Consider the following 23451-nt stretch of genomic DNA (forward strand, 5'->3'; position numbering starts at 1 on the left):
AGGATCGCAGGACGCTGATCATCCGCTCCGATCAGCGTCCCGCAATCTTGCGCATGGTTTTTGTTTTTCGAAGCGTCCCTCGTTTCGAGAACCCATGAAAGAAGACCTCTATGTTCAATAAGCATTCAGTCGAGATCGACTGGGGCGGACGCCCTCTCAAGCTCGAAACCGGCAAGATCGCCCGCCAGGCCGACGGCGCCGTCGTCGCCACCTATGGCGAGACCGTGGTGCTCGCCACCGTCGTCGCGGCGAAGGCGCCGCGCGAAGGCGTCGACTTCCTGCCGCTGACCGTCGACTACCAGGAGAAGACCTACGCCGCCGGCCGCATTCCCGGCGGCTATTTCAAGCGTGAGGGCCGTCCGACCGAGAAGGAGACGCTGGTCTCCCGCCTGATCGACCGCCCGATCCGTCCGCTGTTCGTCGACGGTTGGCGCAACGAGACCCAGGTGATCGCCACCGTGCTGTCGCACGACATGGAGAACGATCCCGATATCGTCGCGCTGGTGGCCTCGTCGGCTGCGCTGACCCTGTCGGGCGCTCCCTTCAAGGGTCCGATCGGCGCCGCGCGCGTCGGCTTCGTCAATGACGAATACGTGCTCAACCCGACGCTCGACGAGATGGTCGACACCCAGCTCGACCTCGTCGTCGCCGGCACGGCCGACGCCGTGCTGATGGTGGAATCGGAAGCCAAGGAACTGAACGAAGACATCATGCTCGGCGCGGTGATGTTCGGTCACCGCCACTTCCAGCCGGTGATCAACGCGATCATCGAGCTCGCCGAGAAGGCCGCCAAGGAGCCGCGCGAAGTCACCGTCATCGACAATGCCGCGCTCGAGAAGGAAATGCTCGGCCTCGTCGAGCAGGAACTGCGCGCCGCCTACGCCATTCCGGTCAAGCAGGATCGCTACGCCGCGGTCGGCAAGGTCAAGGAAAAGGTGATCGCCCATTATTTCCCCGAAGGGCAGGAACCGAAATACGACAAGCTGCGCATCGCCGGCGTGTTCAAGGAGCTCGAGGCCAAGATCGTTCGCTGGAACATCCTCGACACCGGCAAGCGCATCGACGGCCGCGACTCCAAGACCGTGCGCAACATCATCGCCGAAGTCGGCGTGCTGCCGCGCGCCCACGGCTCGGCGCTGTTCACCCGCGGCGAGACCCAGGCGATGGTCGTGACCACGCTCGGCACCGGCGAGGACGAGCAGTACATCGACGCGCTGTCGGGAACGTACAAAGAGACGTTCCTGCTGCACTACAACTTCCCTCCCTATTCGGTCGGTGAGACCGGCCGCCTCGGCGGCACCAAGCGCCGCGAGATCGGCCATGGCAAGCTCGCCTGGCGCGCGATCCACCCGGTGCTGCCGCCGCATCACGAGTTTCCGTACACGATCCGCGTGGTCTCCGAGATCACCGAATCCAACGGCTCCTCGTCGATGGCTTCGGTCTGCGGCGCCTCGCTCGCGCTGATGGACGCCGGCGTGCCGCTGAAGCGGCCGACCGCGGGCATCGCAATGGGCCTGATCCTCGAAGACAAGCGCTTTGCGGTTCTCTCCGACATCCTCGGTGACGAGGATCATCTCGGCGACATGGACTTCAAGGTCGCCGGCACGGAATCGGGCATCACCTCGCTCCAGATGGACATCAAGATCGAGGGCATCACCGAGGAGATCATGAAGGTCGCTCTCGGCCAGGCCAAGGATGGGCGTATCCACATCCTCGGCGAGATGGCCAAGGCGCTGACCAACGCCCGCGCCGAGCTCGGCGAATACGCGCCGCGCATCGAGACCTTCAAGATCCCGACCGACAAGATCCGCGAAGTGATCGGCACCGGCGGCAAGGTGATCCGCGAGATCGTCGAGAAGACCGGCGCCAAGGTCAACATCGAGGACGACGGCACCGTGAAGGTCGCCTCCAGCGACGGCGAGGCGATGAAGGCCGCGATCAAGTGGATCAAGTCGATCGCGTCCGAGCCGGAAGTCGGCCAGATCTATGACGGCACCGTCGTCAAGGTGATGGAGTTCGGCGCCTTCGTGAACTTCTTCGGCTCCAAGGACGGCCTCGTTCACATCAGCCAGCTCGCTTCGGCGCGCGTGCAGAAGACCTCCGACGTCGTCAAGGAAGGCGACAAGGTCAAGGTCAAGCTGCTCGGCTTCGACGACCGCGGCAAGACCCGCCTGTCGATGAAGGTGGTCGACCAGACCACCGGCGAGGACCTCGAGGCCAAGGACAAGGCCGCCGAGGGCGAGAAGGCTCCGCGCGAAGCGGCCGGCGAGTAAGTCTCGCACCAGTCCAGAAAAACGAAGGGCGGCCGAGAGGCCGCCCTTTTTGTTTGTGTTCGTGCTCGCCCCGGGAGAGCTGCGCTCCCTCTCCCGCTTGCGGGAGAGGGCTGGGGTGAGCCCGCACCTTCGGCGCGACCTCTCCCGCAGGCGGGAGAGGTGTAACACCATCTTACGCCGCGAGATCGAACCGGTCGAGGTTCATCACCTTGGTCCAGGCCTTGGCGAAGTCCTTCACGAACTGCTCCTTGGAGTCCGACGTGGCATAGACCTCGGCGTAGGCGCGGAGCTGCGAGTGCGCGCCGAAGATGAGATCGGCGCGCGTGCCGGTCCACTTCACCGCGTTGGTCTTGCGGTCGCGAGCCTCGTAGGTGCCGTCGGCCGCCGGCGCCCACTGCGTGCTCATGTCGAGCAGGTTGACGAAGAAGTCGTTGCTCAGCGCACCCACCTTCGCGGTGAGGACGCCGTGCTTCGAACCGTTCGCATTGGCACCGAGCACGCGCAGACCGCCGACCAGGACGGTCAACTCGGGTCCGGTGAGCTTCAGAAGCTGTGCGCGATCGACGAGCGCTTCTTCCTGCTGCAGGAACTGCTGCCGCTTGCCGACGTAGTTGCGGAAACCATCGGCGCGCGGCTCCAGCGGCGCGAAGGAAGCCGCATCCGTCTGCTCCTGCGAGGCGTCCATGCGGCCCGGCGTGAACGCGACCTTGACGTCGACGCCGGCGTCCTTCGCGGCCTTCTCGACCGCGGCGGTGCCGCCGAGGACGATCAGGTCGGCGAGCGAGACCTTCTTCGCGCCGGCCGAGGCGTTGAACTCCTTCTGGATCGCTTCGAGCTTGCCGAGCACCTTCGAGAGCTGAGCCGGCTGGTTCACCTCCCAGTCCTTCTGCGGGCTGAGACGAATGCGCGCGCCGTTGGCGCCGCCGCGCTTGTCCGAACCGCGGAACGTCGAGGCCGACGCCCATGCGGTCGAGACCAGCTCCGGCACCGAGAGGCCCGAGGCCAGGATCTTCGTCTTCAGCGCAGCGATGTCCTGATCGCTGACCAGCTCGTGATTCACGGCCGGGATCGGATCCTGCCAGATCAGCGTCTCCTTCGGCACCAGCGGGCCGAGATAGCGCTGGATCGGACCCATGTCGCGATGGGTGAGCTTGAACCAGGCGCGGGCGAATGCATCCGCGAACTGATCCGGGTTCTCCAGGAAGCGCCGCGAGATCTTCTCATAGGCCGGATCGAGGCGCAGCGAGAGATCGGTGGTCAGCATCGTCGGCCGGTGCTTCTTCGACTTGTCGAAGGCGTCGGGAATGATCGCCTCGGCACCCTTGGCCGTCCACTGGTTCGCGCCGCCCGGGCTCTTCGTCAGCTCCCATTCGTACTTGAACAGGTTCTCGAAGAAGTTGTTGCTCCACTTCGTCGGCGTCGTCGTCCACGTCACCTCGAGACCGCTGGTGATGGAGTCGCCCGCCAGGCCCGAAGCGTGCTTGCTCTTCCAGCCGAGACCCTGATCCTCGAGCGCGCCCGCTTCCGGCTCCGGTCCGACCAGCGACGGATCGCCCGCACCATGGGTCTTGCCGAAGGTATGACCGCCGGCGATCAGCGCGACGGTTTCCTCGTCGTTCATCGCCATGCGGAAGAAGGTCTCGCGGATGTCCTTTGCCGCGGCGATCGGGTCCGGCTTGCCGTTCGGGCCTTCCGGATTGACGTAGATGAGGCCCATCTGCACCGCGCCGAGCGGCTCGGCGAGCTGGCGTTCGCCGCTGTAGCGCTCATCGCCCAGCCAGGTGCCTTCGGGACCCCAATAGAGCTCTTCCGGCTCCCAGACGTCGGCGCGACCGCCGGCGAAACCGAACGTCTTGAAGCCCATCGATTCCAGCGCGACATTGCCGGCGAGCACCATCAAATCGGCCCAGGAGATCTTGCGGCCGTATTTCTGCTTGATCGGCCAGAGCAGCCGGCGCGCCTTGTCGAGGTTGGCGTTGTCGGGCCAGCTGTTGAGCGGCGCGAAACGCTGCTGACCGGCACCGGCCCCGCCACGGCCATCGGTGATGCGGTAGGTGCCGGCGCTGTGCCAGGCCATGCGGATCATCAGGCCGCCATAATGACCGAAGTCGGCGGGCCACCACTCCTGCGAGTCCGTCATCAGGGCGGTCAGGTCCTTGATGACCGCGTTCAGGTCGAGCGTCTTGAATTCCTTGGCGTAGTCGAATTCCTTGCCCATCGGATCGGACAGGCCGGAATTCTTATGCAGCATCTCGATGCTGAGCTGGGTTGGCCACCAATCGCGGTTCGCCGGCACGCGTTTTCCACCCGAAAACGGGCACTTTGAAGTGTCGTCCATGAATACCTCCTCTGGTGGCGTCGAACTCGCGCCTTTGACCAGGTAGAAACACTCTAAGCCTCGCATTCCATCAGGGGAAGTTGACTTTAATGATCGCTGCGATAGGATTTTCTGATGGTCAACGTGACGATGCGCCAGCTCCGGTATTTCGACGCGCTGGCGCGTCACGGCCATTTCGGGCGCGCGGCGGAGGCGAGCTCGATCTCGCAGCCGGCCCTGTCGATGCAGATCAAGGAACTGGAGGAGGCGCTCGGCGGCCTGCTGCTGGAGCGCACCGCCCGGCAGGTCGCGCTGACGCGGTTCGGCGAAGAGCTCGCCCCCCGCGTCCGCGACATCCTGCGCTCGGTCGATGAGCTCGGCGATTTCGCGCGGGCGTCGCAGGACCGCTTCGCCGGCCGACTGCGCATCGGCATGATTCCGACGATCGCGCCGTATTTGCTGCCCAAGATCACCAAGAATCTCACGCGCATGCATCCGGAACTCGACATCCGCGTGCGCGAGACGATGACGCCGCGGCTGATCCAGGAACTGGTCGAAGGCCGGCTCGACACCGCCATCGTCGCGCTGCCGGTGTCCGAGCCCTCGCTCACCGAAGTTGCCCTGTTCGAGGAGAAATTCCTGCTGGTGCGGCCGGGCGCGGATGAGGGAACGCCCGCACCCTCGCGCGAGATGATGCGGGAGATGCGGCTCCTGCTGCTCGAGGAGGGACACTGCTTCCGCGACCAGGCGCTGTCCTTCTGCAACATGCAATCGGCGCCGCCGCGCGAGATGCTGGATGCGAATTCGCTGTCGACGCTGGTCCAGATGGTCAGCGCCGGCATCGGCGTCACCTTGATCCCGGAGATGGCGGTGCCGGTGGAGACGCGATCGGCCTCGGTCTCGCTCACGCGCTTTCGCGACCCGCAGCCCTCGCGCACCATCGGCATGGTCTGGCGCAAGACCAGCCCGCTGGCGCGGCAGCTGCTCCAGATTTCGGAGGTGGTGTGCCTGTCGGCCGGCAAGGTGCGCGCACGGCAATCCGTGCGCAGCCAACGGGCCTGACTTCCGATGCCGCAACCCGTCATCCGCCCCGCCCGCGCGGACGAATATGACGAGATCGCCCGCGTCTGGATGGAGAGCTGGGTCTCGACCGGGCTTGCCGAGGCGAGTGAATTCCTGCTGGCAAACCTGCGCGCACGCATCAGGCGCGAGATCGAGAACGGCTGGAGCCTGTTCGTCGCCGACGACAACGGCGCCATCGCCGCGATGCTCGCACTGCATCTGCCCAAACTCTATCTCGATATGCTCTTTGTCGGGCCCGCCTTTCAGGGGCAATCGCTCGGGCGAAAACTGCTCGCCTTCACGCGCACGCAAATGCCTGACGAGATGTACCTGCGCTGTGTGCGCGAAAACGAAAAGGCCTGGCGCTGGTACGAGCGCGAAGGCTTTGTGTTTGAGAAGGAAGAGGTCGAACCGTCGAACGGGTTCGTGATGAAGTATTACCGTTGGAAGCGGCCGGCTGCGGGATAGACCACGATCTCTGGATGCAGCTTGCGGTTGTCACGATCCCCACCTAGTGTGGCGGGACCGATGACCCCTGCTCCTGGAATCCATGCTTCGCATTGCTGTCTCGCTGATCGCGCTCCTGTCCCTTCTGACCCCGGCAGTCGCACAAACTCCTCCCGCAACAACAGCGCCCGTCGCTCAGTCCGCACCACAGGCAAAGCCGGTTGCCAAGAAAGCGGCGCCGAAGGCCAAGCCGACTGCGAAGCCGCCGGTCGCGGCAGAGAGCGGCCCGTGTCGGCTCGGTGTGATCTCGGTGATCGGAGATCGCTACTCCGTACAGAAATTTGGCATTACGATCTTCGAGGCTGAGGCAAGCGAGGTCCCGATCGACTGGGGTCTCGACGATCTCGTCTTCGCACGGGTGCGCGCGGCAACGAATAACGATCCCGGGGTACGTAGGATCGCCTATCCCAAGGGCGTCTTCGAGCCCTTCTATAATCCGAAAACGATCCTGATCCGCGATCCCGGAGAGCGTCTGCCGGACATCGTACGAAGCTTCACCGCGAATGCGAATTGCGAGCGCTATCTTGTCGCAACCACGTTCAAGGCGGAGCTGCCAAATTCGCATATGACGCTAAACGGCATCGGCACTTACAATCAGGGGGTCGGCGGCATCCTCCGTCACTCGCATCTTTTCGCCAATGTTGCGATCACACTGATCGACGGAAGGAGCTACGAGGAGATCAAGCGCCCCTTTGTGAATTTCGGCGCCAACTTCGCTGCGAGTCTGCGACTGACCGAAGACCCACTCAACAAGCTCGACAACTCGCTATTTCCCGACCCACCCGCGGCAGCTTCCGCCAGCGCGGCGCTGCGCGAGAGGACGCGCGCGCTCATCACCGACAGGCTCGACCGGGGCCTGCCGGGCTATCTAAAGGAAGAGTAAGCGCCTTTGCCGACGCGACACGCCAGAGAATCAAATTTCGCTGCGCTTGCGAACACAGCCGTGTTCAGCATCATGACCCTGCTGTTCGTCGTCGCGATCATCCTGTGGTGTTTTTCAACTCAGGCGCGGGCACAAGCCCAATTGGAGACGGCACGACCAACCGTCAAACAAGCCATCGGCAAGATAACCACGCGGCGTGAAGCGACGGGCAAGCCCGCTCCCGTGGCCGGCGGCTCGTGCGACTTCGGTGTCGTGGTCACCACCGGCGATGAGTTCACCGTGCTGACGACCGGCCTCACCGTATTCCAGAACAAGACGATGGTGGTCCCGATCCCAGGCTGGGGGCTCAACGATCTGATCTTCGCGCGGACTCGCGCCGCGATCCCTGCCAGCGTGTCCGTTCTGAGAATCTCCTACAACCCAGCGAAATTTCCTCCCCGCGATGAGTCCAAGGACACATTGAAGGACAGGCTGTTCCGCGATCTCAACGCGGAGCTGGCCGGATACATGCGCGAGGTCGCGAAAGGAACGAATTGCCGGCACTACATTCAGATCCTCAATTCAATCAGCCCTATCGGGACATCGAACTATACGGTCCGCGGGTTCGGCATCCTCAACCAGGATGTAGTGCTAGGGCGTCGCATCTATCTTTATGCCCTGGCGTTTATCCGCATCTTTGACGGGCGCGACTTCTCCGTTGTCAGACAGAGCTCTGCGCTGATCAACGTGCATCATTCCCTGGTGGTGCAGCGGCTTCTGGGGAGGCAAATCGGCGGCCCCTATCGCGAATTACCCGCAGAATCGTTTCCAACGCGCCCTGAAGATGCCGCCGACAATCCCGCACTGCGCGACGGCGTGCGCGCCATGCTGGCGGAAAGCCTCGACAAGACGCTGCCGCTTTTGCTCGGTGTTCGATCAGCAGCGAGTCAAAGCGACGCCAAAGAACGTTGACCCACATGTCGTTCACGCCGCTTGCCTTCTGCCTAGGCGTAGTGCGTTGCGGATGCGCGGCAAACGCGGCATGAATTGCGCGCTGTTGGCCTTCCGTCGATGAAAGGTTCCCGCCATGATCAAGCTCTATTGGTCGCCCCGTTCTCGCTCGTTCACGACGCTCTGGCTGATGGAGGAGAGCGGCCTGCCCTATGAGCGCGTGCTGACCGACATCTCGACCGGTGCGCAGAAGGCGCCGGACTATTTGAAGGTCAACCCGATGGGCAAGGTGCCGGCGCTCAGCGACGGCGACGCTGCGCTCGGCGAGGCCGCGGCGATCTGCGCCTATATCGCCGACCGCTATCCCGAGACCAAGCTTGCGCCCGCTGTGACCGATCCGCGCCGCGCGCGCTATCTGCAATGGCTGTTCTTCTCGCCGGGCTGCATCGAGCCGGCCATCATCCAGATCTTCACCAAGATCGAGATCCCGACCTCGACCGCGGCGTGGGGCAGCGCGACGCAGGTGTTCGACGTGCTGGAAGCTGCGCTCGCCAAGGGCCCATGGATTCTCGGCGAGGAGTTTTCCGCCGCCGACATCACGGTCGGCTCGGGCCTGAACTTCGCGGTGCGCCTGTTCAAGATGGTGCCGTCGCGCCCGGCCTTCGATGCCTATCTGGCGCGCTGCATGGCGCGGCCGGCGTTCCAGCGCGCGGAGAAGATCGCGGCGGGTTAGAGCGTCTTCAAGCGAAGTGGATGCCGGTTCGCGTAAAGAAAACGCGACAAAACAAGAATCCGGCTCAAAGCCTGATCTTGAGGACGGCGAGCCCGGACTGCCGGAGCAATCCGGAGGATGTCGCCGCAAGGCCGTAGCGGAGGCCGAGATCGAAACGGTTGTTGTCGGCCGCGACGATGCCCAGCGCGGTCGAGTAGATCCACGGCGACAGGGCAAGGCCGCCGGTCGTGAAGGTCTCGCCGCCGCCGGCAAACGCTGACTTGATCTGAAGTCCCTGATTCAGCGCGTTGTAGCCGACGCCGACATCGCCGGTAAGATAGACGTGCTGCGCGATCCTGTAGGCGCCCTTCAGCCCTGCCGTCAGCGTCAATTCGCGATAGGTTTGCGAATCCACATTGAGGCTGAAGCCGCCTGCGCCGCCTTCCTGATAGGCTGGCGAACGAACCTGTCCGTAGTCCAGCCGCAGCGACGGCGCGATCGCAAATCCAGACTCGATCGGGATCAGCTTGCGAACACCCACACCGGCGTGCCCGCTATAGGACCGATAGCCGGCCGCAGCCGTATTGTTGATGAACGTGAGCGAGCGGCTCTCGCCATTGTCATTCAACGCACCGTCGAGCTGGCCATCGACCTGAACGCCATGGCCGAGCGCATAGGCGCCGTAGAGTCCGGCCTGATAGGAATCGATGGCGAGCCGGTTCGGGACGGCATCCTCGCTGCCGGTGATCGTTTGATGCGAATAGGCGAACACGCCGCCGATCATCGCGCGCGTGGAGATTGTCGTGTCCGCGCCCACGGCAATGCCGCCGCCGGACGCGTTATAGCCGGGGACGCCATCCACACTGCCCTGCCGGACACTGCCGCCGAGCGGCTTCATCCAAAGATTCCGCTCAGGCGTTGCGCCCGCGTTCAGCCCGAGCACGTCGTCCAATCGTCCTGTCATCGCCTGCTGAAATGTGCGTTGCGTGGAATAGGTCGCCTGCGACGCCGCGCCGGTGAGGACAGGCAAGGTCTGGTTGACGGCGTTGACGAGACCGGAGCCGCTGAGATTGTCGAGCGCGGTGAAGCCGGTCGCCATGCTGCCGGTCCAGCCGAGTGACGTCGCGGACAGGCGATAGAGCATATCCGCCGCGCCTAGGCCCGCACGGCTGTTCTGGGCCTGAAGCGTTTCGGCATAGGGCCGCACCAGGGAGAGATAGGCGATGCCGCCGGTCGGGTTGCCCGAGAGATCATAGCTGCTGACCAGCATCTGTGCGCCCGATGCGTCGCCGCTCGCAGCGCCATAGAGACTACTAAGAGTGCCCTTCGAGAGTGTGTTGAAGAGCACGTTGCCTTCCGGCGTCACCGACCCCAGCAGCGTGAAGTTCGCAGCACCGCTCCCCGCGGGCGCAATGCCGGCGCCCCAGAAATATCCGTTCTGGTAATTCGTGATGACGAAGCGACCGGGCGCGGACGTGCCGAACAGCGTGGAGCTGACGATCCGCCACGGCGTGCCCGACGTCCAGGCCCATTGCGGGACGGAGTTCGCCGGAACGGCCTGCGAGGCCGGCGGCGTGAAGGTCGCGGGATCGTAAGGAAGCATGTAGGCCCAATGCGTCACCAGCAGGCTGTCGCCCGTGATCATCTGCATTTCCATGCCGGTCACGCCGTTGACGGTTCGCATGTGGCCGAGGCCGACGGTCACTGCACCGCCCGCGGTCGGCGTGAACAGCATCGTGATCTGGCCCGCGGTCGTGACGAACCCCTGGATGGTCGAGGTATCGGTCAGCAGCGCCGGACCAAGCTTGAGCTGCGCCACGCTCGTTCCGGTGAAGGCGCCGTTGGTCGCGGTCGCCAGCGACCACAGCGTCTGGTCGCCGATCGGGATCGGATTGGAGAAGCCGGTCTTGGGCGCGGCGTAGGCCAGCAGCTGCGCTGTCGGCACGTACCAGTTCGTGTTGGAGAGGGTCGCATCCCAGATCGCCGACTGCGCTACGGCGCGGGAGCTGCCGCAAACCAGCATCGCACCGGCAACAGACGCCAGCACGCCTACGCGACTGATCGCACGTATCCTCGGCAAGACCGCTCTCCCGAACCGCGGGATACGACCCCGCGGCGCCACCGGGCGCAGCAAACATTATTTCTATCGCCGAGTCTGCCCCATGATCGTGGGGTGCGAGGAAACGGTCGCGGCCTCAGGCGGCCTGCGAACGCTTTATTCCGACTTCAGATCGTCAGGCCTCGGCATCAGGACGATGTTGTAGCCGGAATCGACGTAGTGGATCTCGCCGGTCACGCCGCCGGACAGATCCGACAGCAGGTACAGCGCCGAACCGCCGAGCTCGTCGAGCGTGACGCCGCGGCGAAGCGGCGAGTGTTTTTGCATGAAGGCAAACATCGCGCGCGCCTCACCGATGCCCGAGCCGGCAAGCGTGCGGATGGGACCGGCGGAGACCGCGTTGACGCGGATGCCGCGCGGTCCGAAATCGGAGGCGAGGTAGCGCACGGAGGCTTCCAGCGCCGCCTTGGCCACGCCCATCACGTTGTAGTTCGGCATCGCGCGCTCCGAGGCGCCGAAGGTCAGCGTGATCATGCTGCCGCCCTCCGTCATCAGCTCGGCGGCACGTTTTGCGACCTCCGTGAACGAGAAGCAGGAGATCACCATGGTGCGCGAAAAATTCTCGCGGCTGGTGTCGGCGTAGCGGCCCTTCAGCTCGTTCTTGTCGGCGAAGCCGATCGCATGGATGACGAAATCGAGCTTGCCCCATTTTTCGCGCAGCACATCGAAGGTCGCGTCGACACTGGCGATGTCCTCGACGTCGCAAGGCAGCACCAGTTCGACGCCGAGCTGCTCCGCCAGTGGCTTGACTCGCTTGCCTAGGGCTTCGCCCTGGAAGGTGAAGGCAAGCTCGGCGCCATGGGCATGCAGCGTCTTCGCCATGCCCCAGGCAATCGAATGATCATTGGCGATGCCCATGATCAGACCGCGCTTGCCCTTCATCAAACCTTCCATGTCAGCCGTCGCTCCTATTTTCGACGTCATCGCCCGCGCAGGCGGGCGATCCAGTATCCAGAGACCGTCGTGATAAATGGAGAAGCCGCGGCATACTGGATGCCCCGCCTTCGCGGGGCATGACAAAATCAGAGATCACACGTCCAGCCGGCTGAACACCAGCGTGGCGTTGGTGCCGCCGAAACCGAAGGAGTTCGACAGCACGGTGCCGATTTTGACGTTGTCGATGCGCTTGCGCACGATCGGCATGTCGGCGAACACGGGATCGAGCTCCTGGATGTGCGCGCTCTCGCAGATGAAGCCGTTGTTCATCATCAGCAGCGAGTAGATCGCCTCCTGGACGCCGGTCGCGCCCAGCGAATGGCCGGTCAGCGCCTTGGTCGCCGAGATCGGCGGGCACTTCTCGCCGGTGCCGAACACCTTGCGGAGCGCCTCGATTTCCGGCGGATCGCCTGCCGGCGTCGAGGTCGCGTGCGGATTGATGTAGTCGACCTTGGTCTTCACCGTCGACATCGCCATGCGCATGCAGCGCTCGGCGCCCTCGCCCGACGGCGCGACCATGTCGTAGCCGTCCGAGGTCGCGCCATAGCCGACGATCTCGCCGTAGATGCGCGCGCCGCGCGCCTTGGCATGTTCGAGCTCTTCCAACACCAGCACGCCGGCGCCACCGGCGATCACGAAGCCGTCGCGGTTGACGTCGTAGGGACGCGAGGCGGTCGCGGGCGTGTCGTTGTACTTCGACGACATCGCGCCCATCGCGTCGAACAGCACCGACAGCGACCAGTCCAGCTCCTCGCAGCCGCCGGCGAAGATGATGTCCTGCTTGCCGATCTGGATCGTCTCATAGGCATTGCCTACGCAATGGTTCGAGGTCGCACAGGCCGAGGAGATCGAATAATTCACGCCCTTGATCTTGAACCAGGTCGCGAGCGTCGCGGACGCCGTGGACGACATCGCCTTCGGCACTGCAAACGGTCCGACGCGCTTCGGGCCCTTGGTGCGGGTGATGTCGGCGGATTCGACGATGGTGCGGGCGGAGGGGCCGCCGGAGCCCATGATGATGCCGGTGCGGATGTTGGAGACGTCTTCGGGCGACAGACCGGAGTCCTGGATCGCCTGTTCCATCGCGATGTGATTCCAGGCCGCGCCCTGGCCGAGGAAGCGCATCGCGCGGCGGTCGACGACCGTCGCAGGGTCGAGCGTCGGCGCACCTTGCACCTGCGAACGGAAGCCGAGCTCGGCATATTTCTCAGCCCGCGAAATGCCCGACTTCGCCTCGTGGAGGCTCGCAAGCACTTCCTGGGTGTTGTTTCCGATGGACGAGACGATGCCCATCCCGGTGACCACAACCCGCCTCATGACAGCCTCGCCTAAATCGTTGTCTTTCTTTGTGATGCGTTCAGCCCAGGCTCGTGCCCTGCTTGAACAGGCCGACCTTCAGATCCTTCGCGCGATAGATAATCTGGTCATCGACCGAAAGCCACCCGTCGGCGATACCGAGCACGAGCTTTGCCCGCATCACGCGCTTGATATCGACGTTGTACACAACCTTGCGGGCCTCGGGCAGCACCTGGCCGCTGAACTTCAGCTCGTTCAGGCCAAGCGCGCGACCGCGACCTTCACCGCCGCTCCAGCCCAGGTAAAAACCGACCATTTGCCACAGCGCATCGAGGCCGAGGCAGCCGGGCATCACCGGATCGTTCTTGAAATGGCAGCCGAAGAACCAGAGGTCGGGCTTCACGTCGAGCTCGGCGCGCACCAGGCCCTTGCCGAATTCGCCGCCATTGTCGTTGATGTCCGTGATGCGGTCGAACATCAGCATCGGCGGCAGCGGCAGCTGGGCATTGCCCGGGCCGAACATCTCGCCGCGGGCACATGCCAGCAGATCTTCGTATTCGTAACCGTTGCGCCTGTTCAGCATGCATGTGCCTCTGTTCAAAGTCCGATTGAGCGACGTTTTTTGGCGAAAATGGGCCCCGTCCCGGTCGGAGAGTAACGCCAATTGCCATCGTCAGGCGCAACTCCCACAAGCCCCGATGGACTGCGGACCGGGCCTCGATGCCCGGGTGCACCAAAATCGGCTAAGCGGAACCGCGCGCTCTCTAACACAGGCCATTTCGGTGGCAAAGCGCTCTCATGAAGGTAAAATGACGGGCTCCTCGCTCGGTTCCACTCCGATTAGAACCTCTCTAGTTGCGAGAAACTTGCATCTGCATCTATCTGTTCTTATATTGCAGGGAGTTATTGTTCACGCGTGCCCGAAATCTGGAAATGAGCGAGAATACCGCGCCCCATCACGACGACGACGTCCATGCCGCAGCCCTCCTGTCCGGCCGCCAGCCGGCTTTGACCGGCTGCCCGTGGCACGACGTTAACGAAATGCTCCAGTCCGCCGGGCTCCGCCCGACGCGGCAGCGCATGGCGCTGGGCTGGCTCCTGTTCGGCAAGGGTGCTCGCCACCTTACGGCTGAAATGCTGTACGAGGAAGCCACGCTGGCCAAGGTTCCGGTGTCGCTGGCGACCGTCTACAACACGCTGAACCAGCTCACCGACGCCGGCCTGCTGCGCCAGGTCAGTGTCGACGGCACCAAGACCTATTTCGACACCAACGTCACCACGCACCACCACTATTACCTCGAGAACAGCCACGAGCTGGTCGACATCGAGGATCCGCATCTGGCGCTGTCCAAGATGCCGGAGGTGCCCGAGGGTTACGAGATCGCGCGCATCGACATGGTCGTGCGCCTGCGCAAGAAGCGCTGAGATCTATCCTAAACTGTTGATTTGGTCGTCATGGCCGGGCTTGTCCCGGCCGTAATTGTTTACGCCGTCGTTCCGGGCGGTGCGTAGCACCGAACCGGGAATCTCGAGATCCCGGGTCTGGCGCTTCGCGCCATCCCGGGATGACGCCTGCAGCGTCAATTCACCTGCTCGTCCGAATACACGCCCCAGAGGCGTTCCTGCTGGATCCAGCCGTCAAAACCGTTGCCGGTGACGCGGCACCAGTTTGCGCTGCACTTCTTCACCTGGGTGACGACGCCGGCCTGGAGCTTGGCCGCAACCGCGCTGTCAGGATCGGCGCGGTCATAGATCGGGGCGAGCTCGTCCTTGTGCTTCATGGTGACGACCGCGGTGCGGCGGCCCGACAGCAGCGAGTGATAGACCCAGCCCTCGGCGCCTTCGGAATCGCGCACCCGGCGCCAGTTCTCGAACTCGGCTGTGATTTCGACCGGCAGGCCGGCGCGGGTATAGACCCAGGCCACGTCATTGTCCTTGGTCGGACCGGCACGGACGTTCACGTGATCCGACTTCAGGCTGACATAGCGCGGCACCGGGAGGCCGCTGGCGCTCTGGGGGGTGTTGTCCTTCGCCGAATGCGAGGGGCTGACCGAGGCGCTCAACCAGGTGCAAACGAGCGCCATCACCGAACAAAAACGCCCCAACGCCATCAACCCGTCTCCTGTCGAGGACCCGGCCGAGCCGGACCCTCACCCCAAAATTCCAAAATACCCTGCCGCGGTCGTCCCTGACCCGCCCCACGCGGGTGTTCCGCCAAGCCTTACCCCGTGGTTCTTGTCTTGGCCCGGCCTTCTGCTAGAGAGGACGGACGCTTGAACAACCAGTTTGGCCCGATTTTCCGGATGGAAATATCGGGAGAGCTTGAAGGAAACGCCGGGGACGACACGGCAAGGGCAGTGTCGAACAACCGGGTTAATGAGGCCTGAACGGCCGGCCTTTGGCGACAGAGGCGGGCTTGCCACGCCTCATGAGAGCAGGACATGTCGGTGAAGAAAAAGCCCCTCGTCGTGGTAACGCGCAAGCTGCCGGATTCGATCGAGACGCGGATGCGCGAGCTGTTCGACGCGCGGATCAATCTCGACGACACGCCGATGTCGGCCGACCAGATCGCGGAAGCCGCGCGCACCGCCGACGTGCTGGTTCCGACCGTCACCGACCACATCACCGCCGACATCGTCAACCAGCCCGACTGCAAGCTGCGCCTGATCGCCAATTTCGGCAACGGCGTCGACAATATCGATGTCGAGGCCGCGCATGCCCGCGGCATCACCGTCACAAACACGCCAAAGGTTTTGACCGAAGACACCGCCGACATGACCATGGCGCTGATCCTGGCCGTGCCTCGGCGGATGATCGAAGGCGCCTCGATCCTGACGGAAGGCAAGCCCTGGCCCGGCTGGTCGCCAACCTGGATGCTCGGCCACCGTATCGGCGGCAAGCGCCTCGGCATCATCGGCATGGGCCGCATCGGCCAGGCAGTGGCGCGCCGCGCCCGCGCCTTCGGCCTGCAGATCCACTACCACAACCGCCGTCCCGTGGCGCCGAAGATCGCCGAAGAGCTTGGCGCGACCTATTGGGAAAGCCTCGACCAGATGCTGGCGCGGATGGACATTCTCTCGGTGAACTGTCCGCACACGCCGGCGACCTATCACCTGCTCTCGGCGCGACGGCTGAAGCTGATCCGCAAGGACGCCTACATCGTCAACACCGCGCGCGGCGAGGTGACCGACGAGGACACGCTGATCAAGCTGATCGAAGGCGGCGAGATCGGCGGCGCCGGGCTCGACGTCTACGAGCACGAGCCCGCGGTGAACCCGAAGCTGGTGCGGCTGGCCAAGGCCGGCAAGGTGACGCTGCTGCCGCACATGGGCTCGGCCACGATCGAAGGCCGCGTCGAGATGGGCGAGAAGGTGATCATCAACATCCGCACCTTCCTCGACGCGCACAAGCCGCCGGATCGCGTGCTGCCGAGCATGCTCTGAGGCGCTGTGCGCTGGGGGCCACGCGGGGGTAGAGATTGAAGAACACGCGCCTACGCGCGATGGATGCTTAGATCCTCGATCACAGGCCCATCGCCGTTGAGCGGATTGGCGGGATCGCGCCCGTAGCGCAGCGTCTCGAAGCGCATCGCGCGCGCATCGATCATCAGGAGGCGGCCGACGAGGCCGTCGCCGAAACCGACGATCTCGCGGATCGCCTCCAGCGCCATCATCGAGCCGAGCACGCCCGCGAGCGCGCCCATGACGCCGGCTTCGGCACAGGCCGGCACCGTGCCGGGCGGCGGCGCTTCCGGAAACAGGCAGCGATAAGTCGGATTGAATTCACCAGCCTCGTTCTTTTCATGCGCGCGGATGGTGGTGAGCGAGCCGTCGAAGGTGCCGAGCGCCGCGGTGATCAGCGGTCTCTTCGCGAAGAAGCATGCGTCCGAGACCAGATAGCGCGTCGAGAAATTGTCGGAGCCGTCGAGCACGAGGTCGTAGTCGCCGATCAGGCTGAGCGCGTTGTCGGCGTTGAGCCAGGTGGCGTGACCGACAAAGCGGACATGCGGATTGAGAGCGGAAATGCGCTCGGCCGCGCTCTCGACCTTGTGGCGGCCGATATCGGGCGTCGTATGGATCACCTGGCGCTGGAGGTTGGACAGCGACACCACGTCGTCATCGACCACGCCGAGCGTGCCGATCCCGGCGGCAGCCAGATACATCAAGGCGGGCGCGCCGAGCCCGCCGGCGCCGATCACCAGCACGGAGGCCCGCTTCAGCGCGGCCTGGCCCGGGCCGCCGACGTCGCGCAGCACGATATGGCGGGCATAACGTTCGAGTTCGTCCGGGCTCAGCATTCTCAGCTCTTCCTAGATTGCTGCCGCTCCCCGCGAGGAGCGCGGAAGTCGCACATACTGTCATTCCGGGGCGATGCGAAGCATCGAACCCGGAATCTCGAGATTCCGGGTTCGGCTCTTCGAGCCGCCCCGGAATAACCTCGTAACACTCACGTCCTCTCAGATGAGGGTCCGGCCTGCCCGCAGGCCTGAACCACCCCGAGATTGTTCGCGACCAACGAGATGTGCTTCAATGGCATTGCGTTCAATGGGCTGGCTGGATTTGTCATGAGATCGATGCTTGCGGCAACACTGATGTTTGCGGCCGCCACAGGCGCGAACGCCCAGATGACGACGCCGCAGGTCCCCGGCACCAAGCCGAAAACGGTCCAGACCGTTCCGATCCGCCCGCCCGCACTTCAGACACCGTCGGAAACGGCCGATGCCATGGCGCAGGCCGAACGCCTCTCGCTCCAGTCCGACCTCGCCTGGGTCGGCCAATATAACGGCGCCATCACCGGCGAGGTCAGCGAGCGCATGGTCAATGCCATCAAGGAGTACCAGAAGAACAAGGGCGGCAAGCCGACCGGCGTGCTCAATCCGCAGGAGCGCGCTGCGCTTGCCGAGACCGCGCGGCGGAAGCAGGACAGCGTCGGCTGGAAGATCGTGACGGAGATGACCAGCGGCGCGCGGCTCGGCATTCCCTCAAAACTGGTGCCGCAGCAGGCGACCGACGCCAACGGCTCGAAATGGACCTCGCCGACCGGAACTGTGCAGGTGCTGCTCAGCCGGCGCAAGGAGGCGAACCCCACGACCGCGAAGCTCGCGGACGCCGAGAAGAAGGAGCCGGCCGGACGCAAGGTCGACTACACCGTGGTGAAGCCCGACTTCTTCGTGCTGTCGGGGCTCCAGGGCCTGAAGAAATTCTATGTGCGCGGCACCTTCAAGGGCGACGAAGTCCGCATCATGACGATCCTCTACGACCAGGCCACCGAGAACACGGTCGAGCCGGTCGTGATCGCGATGTCGAGCGCGTTCAATGCATTTCCGGCAGGACCGCAAGCCGGACCGCCGCCGCGCAAGACCGTCGAATACGGCACCGGCATCGTCGTCAGCGACGACGGCGCGATCCTCACCGACCGCCTCGTCACCGACAGCTGCCTTGCGATCACCATCGCCGGCTACGGCAGCGCCGATCGTCTTGCCGAGGACAAGGAGCACGATCTTGCGCTCCTGCACATCTACGGCGCGCGTGGCCTGAAGCCACTCGGCCTCGCTGGCGGCGGGGCGAAGACCAATGTCGATGTCGTCGGCATCGCCGATCCGCAAAGCCAGGGTGGCGCGGCCGGGGTCTCGAGCGTCAAGGGCGCGCTCGCACCCGTCACGAGCAGCGATTCCGCGCTGTCGCCACCGCCAGCGGTCGGATTTTCCGGCAGCCCCGCGATCGACGCGGACAGCAAATTCGCCGGCATTGCGCTGTTGAAGCCGGCGATGGTGGCGGGACCCGCGACGTCGGTGCCGGCGTCGCAGGCCGTGATGGTCTCAGCGGAGACGGTGCGCGATTTCCTGAAGGCCAACGGCGTCACAGCAAACGGCAGTTCAGCGGATGCGAAGGCCGCCGTCGTCCGCGTGATCTGCGTGCGGAAGTAAGCCAGGCGACAATCACAATCTCTCGTGTCTATCGGCGCACATCGCACGTACGACTACGGGTCCAGTAATGGTACGGATTAGCTGGCATTCCCGATTCCGACATCATTGTTACCGTTGATTCGGACCTCCGCGATCCCCTTTGGATCGGGCCGGCACGTCCTGAGCGAGAAGAGCTCAGCATCCAGAAGCGATGCACGTTCGCGTGGCGTATTCCTGACCCAGGCACTCCAAAGGATTTATCTTCCCATGCACACGATCGTACTGGCCACCCAAAAGGGTGGCAGTGGCAAGAGCACGCTCGCCGTCGGCCTCGCGCTGGCGGCCAAGCAGGCCGGCTTCACCGTCCGCCTGATCGAGACCGACCCGCAGGGCACCCTGTCCAACTGGCAGCGCCGTCGCACCGCCGAGGATCTCGTGGTCGAGCCGATCTATCACGCCGCCGACATCGCGCCGCGCCTGAACATGCTGGCCGACAGCGGCCTCCAGCTCGCGATCATCGACACCGCGGCCGGCCTCAGCGCCGCGACCACCGCCGCGATCCGTCATTCCGATCTCTGCCTGATCCCGGCCCGCCCGAGCGTCGCGGACATCGAGGCGACCGCCTCGACGCTGAGCGTCGCACGCGCCTGGAAGCGGCCCTACAGCTTCGTGCTGAACCAGACGCCGATCCGCGGCCAGCGCATCGACAATGCCGCCAACACGCTCGCCGAGGAAGCCGCGCTCGATCTCGCCGAGGTGCTCGCGCGTCCCCTGATCGTGATGCGCAACGACCACCAGGATTCACTCGCCGGCGGCCTCGCCGTCAGCGAATTCGCGCCGAACGGCAAGTCGGCGGACGAGATCCGCGGCCTCTGGCAGTGGATCGAGACCCGGCTCGAGCTCAGCGCCACGACCAATGCCCTGATCGACCAGGTCATGTCGGCTCCGGACGGCCTGCTGCATGCCGCCACTGGGCTTTCCACGGACGAGACCACGACACTGGCGTCCTGAGCGGGGCGATCGATCGGGCGTCAGCCGGCCCTTCACCATCCGGAAGGGCACCAGCGTCGAAGCAATCCGGCCACCAGCCCGGCCGGATTGCTTCGCTGCACTCGCAATGACGTCGTGGTGAGCTCGTCACGCTCGCAGAGACTCACAGCCTCGCGCTCGCGAGCCTGATCCTCACTTCTGACATTTCGGACACCAGAAGGTCGAACGGCCGTTCTGGGTGAAGCGCTTGATCGTGCCGCCGCAGGCAGGCGTCTTGCAGGTCTCGCCTTCGCGGTCATAGACCTTGAACGAATGCTGGAAGTAGCCGAGCTCACCTGTGGTCTGGCGATGGTCGCGCAGTGACGAGCCGCCGGCCTTGATGGCGTCGTTCAGCACGGTGTGGATCGCACCGACCAATCTGTTCGCGTGATCCGTTGGCTCGCCCTTCCTGGTCGCCAACGTCGCAGCGATCCGGCGCGGCGACAGGTGCGAGCGATGCAGCGCTTCGCAGACATAGATGTTGCCGAGCCCTGCCACCACGCGCTGGTCGAGCAGCGCGGCCTTCAGGCTGGTGGCCTTGCCTTCGCAGGATCGCGCCAGCATCGCGGCATCGAATTCGTTGCCGAGCGGCTCGGGGCCGAGGCCGCGGAGCAGCGGCTCGTCTTCGAGCGCGTTGCGCGCGATCACTTTCATGTAACCGAAGCGGCGCGGATCGTTGAAGACGATGTCGGCGCCGGAGGACATCCGAAACAGCACGTGGTCATGGGTGGTGTCCTTACCCCGTGGATAGTGAAACTCCCCAGGTGCGGCATCATTGTCCGGCTTGATGACGCGAAACGAGCCCGACATGCCCAGATGCATCAAGAGCACGTCGCCGGAGGCCAGATCGGCCATGAGATATTTTGCGCGGCGGCCGAGCCCCGTGACGACCTGCCCCTGGAGCCGGGCCACGAAGTCCGGCTGGAACGGAAAGCGCAAGTCCGGCCTGCGGGCCTCCGCGACGACGATTTTCGCACCCTCCATGACGGGCTGAAGGCCGCGGCGGACGGTCTCGACTTCGGGCAATTCAGGCATGGTCAGGCATTCACCTTATGAGGGCGGTGTGATAGCGCCATTGCGGCGGGCGCGCTATGGTCCGCCTCGTGGAGCAGAGTAATGGATCGGCCGGGCGAAACCACGCATTTTGGCTTCAGGGACGTTCCCCTGGGGGACAAGCAGACGCTGGTGAACGATGTGTTTCACAGCGTTGCGTCGCGCTATGACCTGATGAACGACTTGATGTCCGGCGGCCTGCACCGGGTCTGGAAGGACATCATGATCAACGCGCTGGATCCGCCGAGGGGCGACCGGCCGTTCGCGTTGCTCGACGTCGCCGGCGGCACCGGCGATATCTCGTTCCGCGCCGCCAAGGCCGCCGGCCCCGGCTTCCACGCCACGGTCTGCGACATCAATTCCGACATGCTCGCCGTGGGCCGCGAGCGCGCCGCCAAGCGCCATCTCGAGACCCAGGTCGATTTCGTCGAAGGCAATGCCGAAGCGCTCGCCTTTGCCGACCGCAGCTTTGACGCATATACGATCGCTTTCGGCATCCGCAACGTGCCGCAGATCGACCTGGCGCTGCGCGAGGCCTATCGCGTGCTGAGGCCCGGCAGCCGCTTCCTGTGCCTGGAATTCTCCACCGTCGAGATGCCCGGCCTCGACAAGCTCTATGACCTGTTCTCGTTCAAGGTGATCCCGCCGCTCGGCCGCATGATCACGGGCGACGCCGAGTCCTACCAATATCTCGTCGAATCGATCCGCAAGTTTCCCAAGCCCAACGCCTTCGCCGACATGATCCGCGACGCAGGCTTTGCCCGCGTGAACTGGCAGACATTGTCCGGCGGCATCGTCGCACTGCATTCGGGCTGGCGTTTGTGATTTCTGCAATTACCCACACCGCGCGCCTCATGCGCGCTGCGTTCGTGTTCGCGCGCGAAGGCGTGTTCGGCTCCGTCGATCCGAGCCTGGTGCCGCCGCCCGGGCAGCTCGCGCTGAAGCTTGCGCGCATCGTCGAACGGCGCGGTCCAAAGCACGGACCGCGACTGTCGCGCGCGCTGACCCGGATGGGCCCGGCCTATCTCAAGCTCGGGCAGTTCCTGGCGACGCGCCCCGACGTCGTCGGCGTCATCATGGCGCGTGACCTGGAAAGTCTCCAGGATCGCCTGCCGCCGTTTTCGCAAGCAGAAGCGGAAGCTGCGATCGCAGCCTCCCTGGAGCGTCCGCTCAAGGACGTGTTCGCGAGCCTCGGCCCGCCGGTCGCCGCCGCCTCGATCGCTCAGGTGCATCGCGGCGAAGTGGTACGTGACGGCATCCGCAAGGCAGTCGCCGTGAAAGTGCTGCGCCCGAATGTGGCCTCGCGCTTCCGCCGCGATCTCTCCGATTTCTTCTACGTTGCGCACAAGGCCGAGACCTATTCGGCCGAGGCGCGGCGGCTGCGCCTGATCGAGGTCATCAACACCATGTCGCGCTCGGTCGCGATGGAGATGGACCTGCGGCTGGAAGCGGCTGCAATGTCGGAAATGGCGGAGAACACGGGCGACGATCTCGACTTCCGCGTGCCCACGGTCGACTGGGACCGTACCACGCACAACGTGCTGACGATGGAGTGGATCGACGGCATCGCGCTGAACGATCACAAGCGCCTGGCAGAGGCGCAGGTCGACCTGCCCGATCTCGGCCGCAAGGTGATCCAGAGCTTTCTGCGCCACGCGCTGCGCGACGGCTTTTTCCACGCCGACATGCATCCGGGCAATCTTTTCCTGGACGACACCGGCCGCCTCGTCGCGGTCGATTTCGGCATCATGGGCCGGCTCGGGATGAAGGAGCGGCGCTTCCTCGCCGAAATTCTGCTCGGCTTCATCACCCGCGATTATCGCCGTGTGGCGGAGGTGCATTTCGAGGCGGGCTATGTGCCCGCGCACCACTCCGTCGAGAATTTCGCGCAAGCCATCCGCGCCATCGGCGAGCCGATCCACAACCGCACCGCCGAGGAGATCTCGATGGCGCGGCTGCTGACGCTGCTGCTCGAGGTCACCGGCCTGTTCGACATGACGACACGGCCCGAGCTGATCCTGCTCCAGAAGACCATGGTCGTGGTCGAAGGCGTGGCGCGCGGCTTCGATCCCAGGCTCGATATCTGGAAGACCGCCGACCCCGTGGTGCGTGAGTGGATCGAGCGCAATCTCGGGCCGATCGGCCGGGTGCAGGGCGCGCTCACCGGCGGCGGCGACCTCGCCCGCGTGCTGATGCGCCTGCCCGATATCGCGCAGCGTTCGGTCGCGGTGCTCGAGCAGCTCGAGACCATGACGCGGGAGGGCCTGCGGCTGTCGCCGGAGAGCATCGCGGCGATGGGCCGCAGCGAGGGCCGCAAGAACCGCTGGCGCACGGTGGCGCTCTGGATCATCGCAGCGACCTTCATCGGGATCCTGATCGCCGTCCGGAATTTGTGATTGCATTGCAATCATTCGATTGATAGCATCGCT

Annotated in this window: 20 protein-coding genes; 12 read left to right on the forward strand and 8 right to left on the reverse strand. The window is 64.5% G+C overall.

Features of this window, described 5'->3' with window-relative positions; genetic code table 11:
• Positions 1–110: 110 nt before the first annotated feature.
• Positions 111–2273 carry a polyribonucleotide nucleotidyltransferase gene (gene pnp, locus ACVWW6_RS06250; RefSeq protein WP_028172517.1) on the forward strand — a complete coding sequence of 721 codons (2163 nt, stop codon included), beginning with the start codon at positions 111–113 and terminating at the stop codon, positions 2271–2273.
• Positions 2274–2445: 172 nt separating this feature from the next.
• On the opposite strand, the gene katG is transcribed toward pnp, so the two are convergent.
• Positions 2446–4611 carry a catalase/peroxidase HPI gene (gene katG, locus ACVWW6_RS06255; protein WP_456680364.1) on the reverse strand — a complete coding sequence of 722 codons (2166 nt, stop codon included), beginning with the start codon at positions 4609–4611 and terminating at the stop codon, positions 2446–2448.
• Between the two features lie 114 nt (positions 4612–4725).
• On the opposite strand from katG, the gene ACVWW6_RS06260 reads away from it, so the two are divergent.
• The 5 genes from ACVWW6_RS06260 to ACVWW6_RS06280 all read left to right on the forward strand — a co-directional run bounded on the left by ACVWW6_RS06260 (position 4726) and on the right by ACVWW6_RS06280 (position 8705).
• Positions 4726–5652: a hydrogen peroxide-inducible genes activator gene (locus ACVWW6_RS06260; protein ID WP_011083599.1), complete on the forward strand. Its 927-nt coding sequence runs from the start codon at positions 4726–4728 to the stop codon at positions 5650–5652.
• Positions 5653–5658: 6 nt separating this feature from the next.
• Complete coding sequence (locus ACVWW6_RS06265; RefSeq protein ID WP_060909542.1) at positions 5659–6120, forward strand: GNAT family N-acetyltransferase; 462 nt, start codon at positions 5659–5661, stop codon at positions 6118–6120.
• Positions 6121–6202: 82 nt separating this feature from the next.
• Positions 6203–7042, forward strand: a complete 840-nt coding sequence (locus ACVWW6_RS06270; protein WP_161532860.1) for a hypothetical protein — start codon at positions 6203–6205, stop codon at positions 7040–7042.
• Positions 7043–7102: 60 nt separating this feature from the next.
• On the forward strand, positions 7103–7993 hold the full coding sequence (locus ACVWW6_RS06275; protein ID WP_161532859.1) for a hypothetical protein: 891 nt from the start codon (positions 7103–7105) through the stop codon (positions 7991–7993).
• Between the two features lie 115 nt (positions 7994–8108).
• Entirely contained in the window at positions 8109–8705 is a 597-nt protein-coding gene (locus ACVWW6_RS06280; RefSeq protein WP_011083595.1) for a glutathione S-transferase family protein, read from the forward strand.
• A gap of 64 nt (positions 8706–8769) precedes the next feature.
• Here ACVWW6_RS06280 and ACVWW6_RS06285 read toward each other — a convergent pair whose 3' ends face one another.
• The 4 genes from ACVWW6_RS06285 to fabA form a co-directional block, all read right to left on the reverse strand.
• The gene (locus ACVWW6_RS06285) at positions 8770–10707 is read right to left on the reverse strand and encodes an autotransporter outer membrane beta-barrel domain-containing protein (protein ID WP_456683124.1); all 1938 of its coding nucleotides are present in this window, start codon (positions 10705–10707) and stop codon (positions 8770–8772) included.
• 192 nt (positions 10708–10899) lie between these two features.
• Positions 10900–11697 (reverse strand): enoyl-ACP reductase FabI, encoded by a 798-nt coding sequence (gene fabI, locus ACVWW6_RS06290; protein ID WP_011083593.1) that lies wholly within the window; start codon positions 11695–11697, stop codon positions 10900–10902.
• A gap of 135 nt (positions 11698–11832) precedes the next feature.
• Entirely contained in the window at positions 11833–13056 is a 1224-nt protein-coding gene (gene fabB / locus ACVWW6_RS06295; RefSeq protein WP_060909547.1) for a beta-ketoacyl-ACP synthase I, read from the reverse strand.
• 40 nt (positions 13057–13096) lie between these two features.
• Complete coding sequence (gene fabA, locus ACVWW6_RS06300; protein ID WP_011083591.1) at positions 13097–13618, reverse strand: bifunctional 3-hydroxydecanoyl-ACP dehydratase/trans-2-decenoyl-ACP isomerase; 522 nt, start codon at positions 13616–13618, stop codon at positions 13097–13099.
• Between the two features lie 350 nt (positions 13619–13968).
• Here fabA and irrA point away from each other — a divergent pair, with 350 nt between their 5' ends.
• Positions 13969–14460 (forward strand): iron response transcriptional regulator IrrA, encoded by a 492-nt coding sequence (gene irrA, locus ACVWW6_RS06305; protein WP_008131763.1) that lies wholly within the window; start codon positions 13969–13971, stop codon positions 14458–14460.
• 155 nt (positions 14461–14615) lie between these two features.
• Here irrA and ACVWW6_RS06310 read toward each other — a convergent pair whose 3' ends face one another.
• On the reverse strand, positions 14616–15146 hold the full coding sequence (locus ACVWW6_RS06310; RefSeq protein WP_011083590.1) for an SH3 domain-containing protein: 531 nt from the start codon (positions 15144–15146) through the stop codon (positions 14616–14618).
• A 330-nt stretch (positions 15147–15476) separates the two neighbouring features.
• Here ACVWW6_RS06310 and ACVWW6_RS06315 point away from each other — a divergent pair, with 330 nt between their 5' ends.
• Positions 15477–16478 (forward strand): 2-hydroxyacid dehydrogenase, encoded by a 1002-nt coding sequence (locus ACVWW6_RS06315; RefSeq protein ID WP_011083589.1) that lies wholly within the window; start codon positions 15477–15479, stop codon positions 16476–16478.
• Positions 16479–16528: 50 nt separating this feature from the next.
• Here ACVWW6_RS06315 and ACVWW6_RS06320 read toward each other — a convergent pair whose 3' ends face one another.
• Entirely contained in the window at positions 16529–17332 is an 804-nt protein-coding gene (locus ACVWW6_RS06320; RefSeq protein ID WP_456680365.1) for a HesA/MoeB/ThiF family protein, read from the reverse strand.
• A 267-nt stretch (positions 17333–17599) separates the two neighbouring features.
• Between ACVWW6_RS06320 and ACVWW6_RS06325 the strand changes: the two genes are divergently transcribed.
• Both ACVWW6_RS06325 and ACVWW6_RS06330 read left to right on the forward strand, forming a co-directional pair.
• Positions 17600–18961 carry a serine protease gene (locus tag ACVWW6_RS06325; protein ID WP_456680366.1) on the forward strand — a complete coding sequence of 454 codons (1362 nt, stop codon included), beginning with the start codon at positions 17600–17602 and terminating at the stop codon, positions 18959–18961.
• Between the two features lie 246 nt (positions 18962–19207).
• Complete coding sequence (locus ACVWW6_RS06330) at positions 19208–19951, forward strand: ParA family protein (protein ID WP_161532854.1); 744 nt, start codon at positions 19208–19210, stop codon at positions 19949–19951.
• A gap of 171 nt (positions 19952–20122) precedes the next feature.
• On the opposite strand, the gene mutM is transcribed toward ACVWW6_RS06330, so the two are convergent.
• A complete protein-coding gene (mutM, locus tag ACVWW6_RS06335) occupies positions 20123–21004 on the reverse strand; it encodes a bifunctional DNA-formamidopyrimidine glycosylase/DNA-(apurinic or apyrimidinic site) lyase (protein WP_271555662.1) in 882 nt (293 codons plus the stop codon).
• Positions 21005–21085: 81 nt separating this feature from the next.
• Here mutM and ubiE point away from each other — a divergent pair, with 81 nt between their 5' ends.
• Positions 21086–21847, forward strand: coding sequence for a bifunctional demethylmenaquinone methyltransferase/2-methoxy-6-polyprenyl-1,4-benzoquinol methylase UbiE (ubiE, locus tag ACVWW6_RS06340; protein WP_011083584.1), 762 nt, complete (start codon positions 21086–21088; stop codon positions 21845–21847).
• Positions 21844–23418 (forward strand): 2-polyprenylphenol 6-hydroxylase, encoded by a 1575-nt coding sequence (gene ubiB, locus ACVWW6_RS06345; RefSeq protein ID WP_011083583.1) that lies wholly within the window; start codon positions 21844–21846, stop codon positions 23416–23418. The genes ubiE and ubiB overlap by 4 nt, the downstream gene beginning before the upstream one ends.
• The last annotated feature ends 33 nt before the right edge of the window (positions 23419–23451 follow it).

The sequence above is a fragment of the Bradyrhizobium sp. USDA 3311 genome (genome assembly GCF_054062495.1).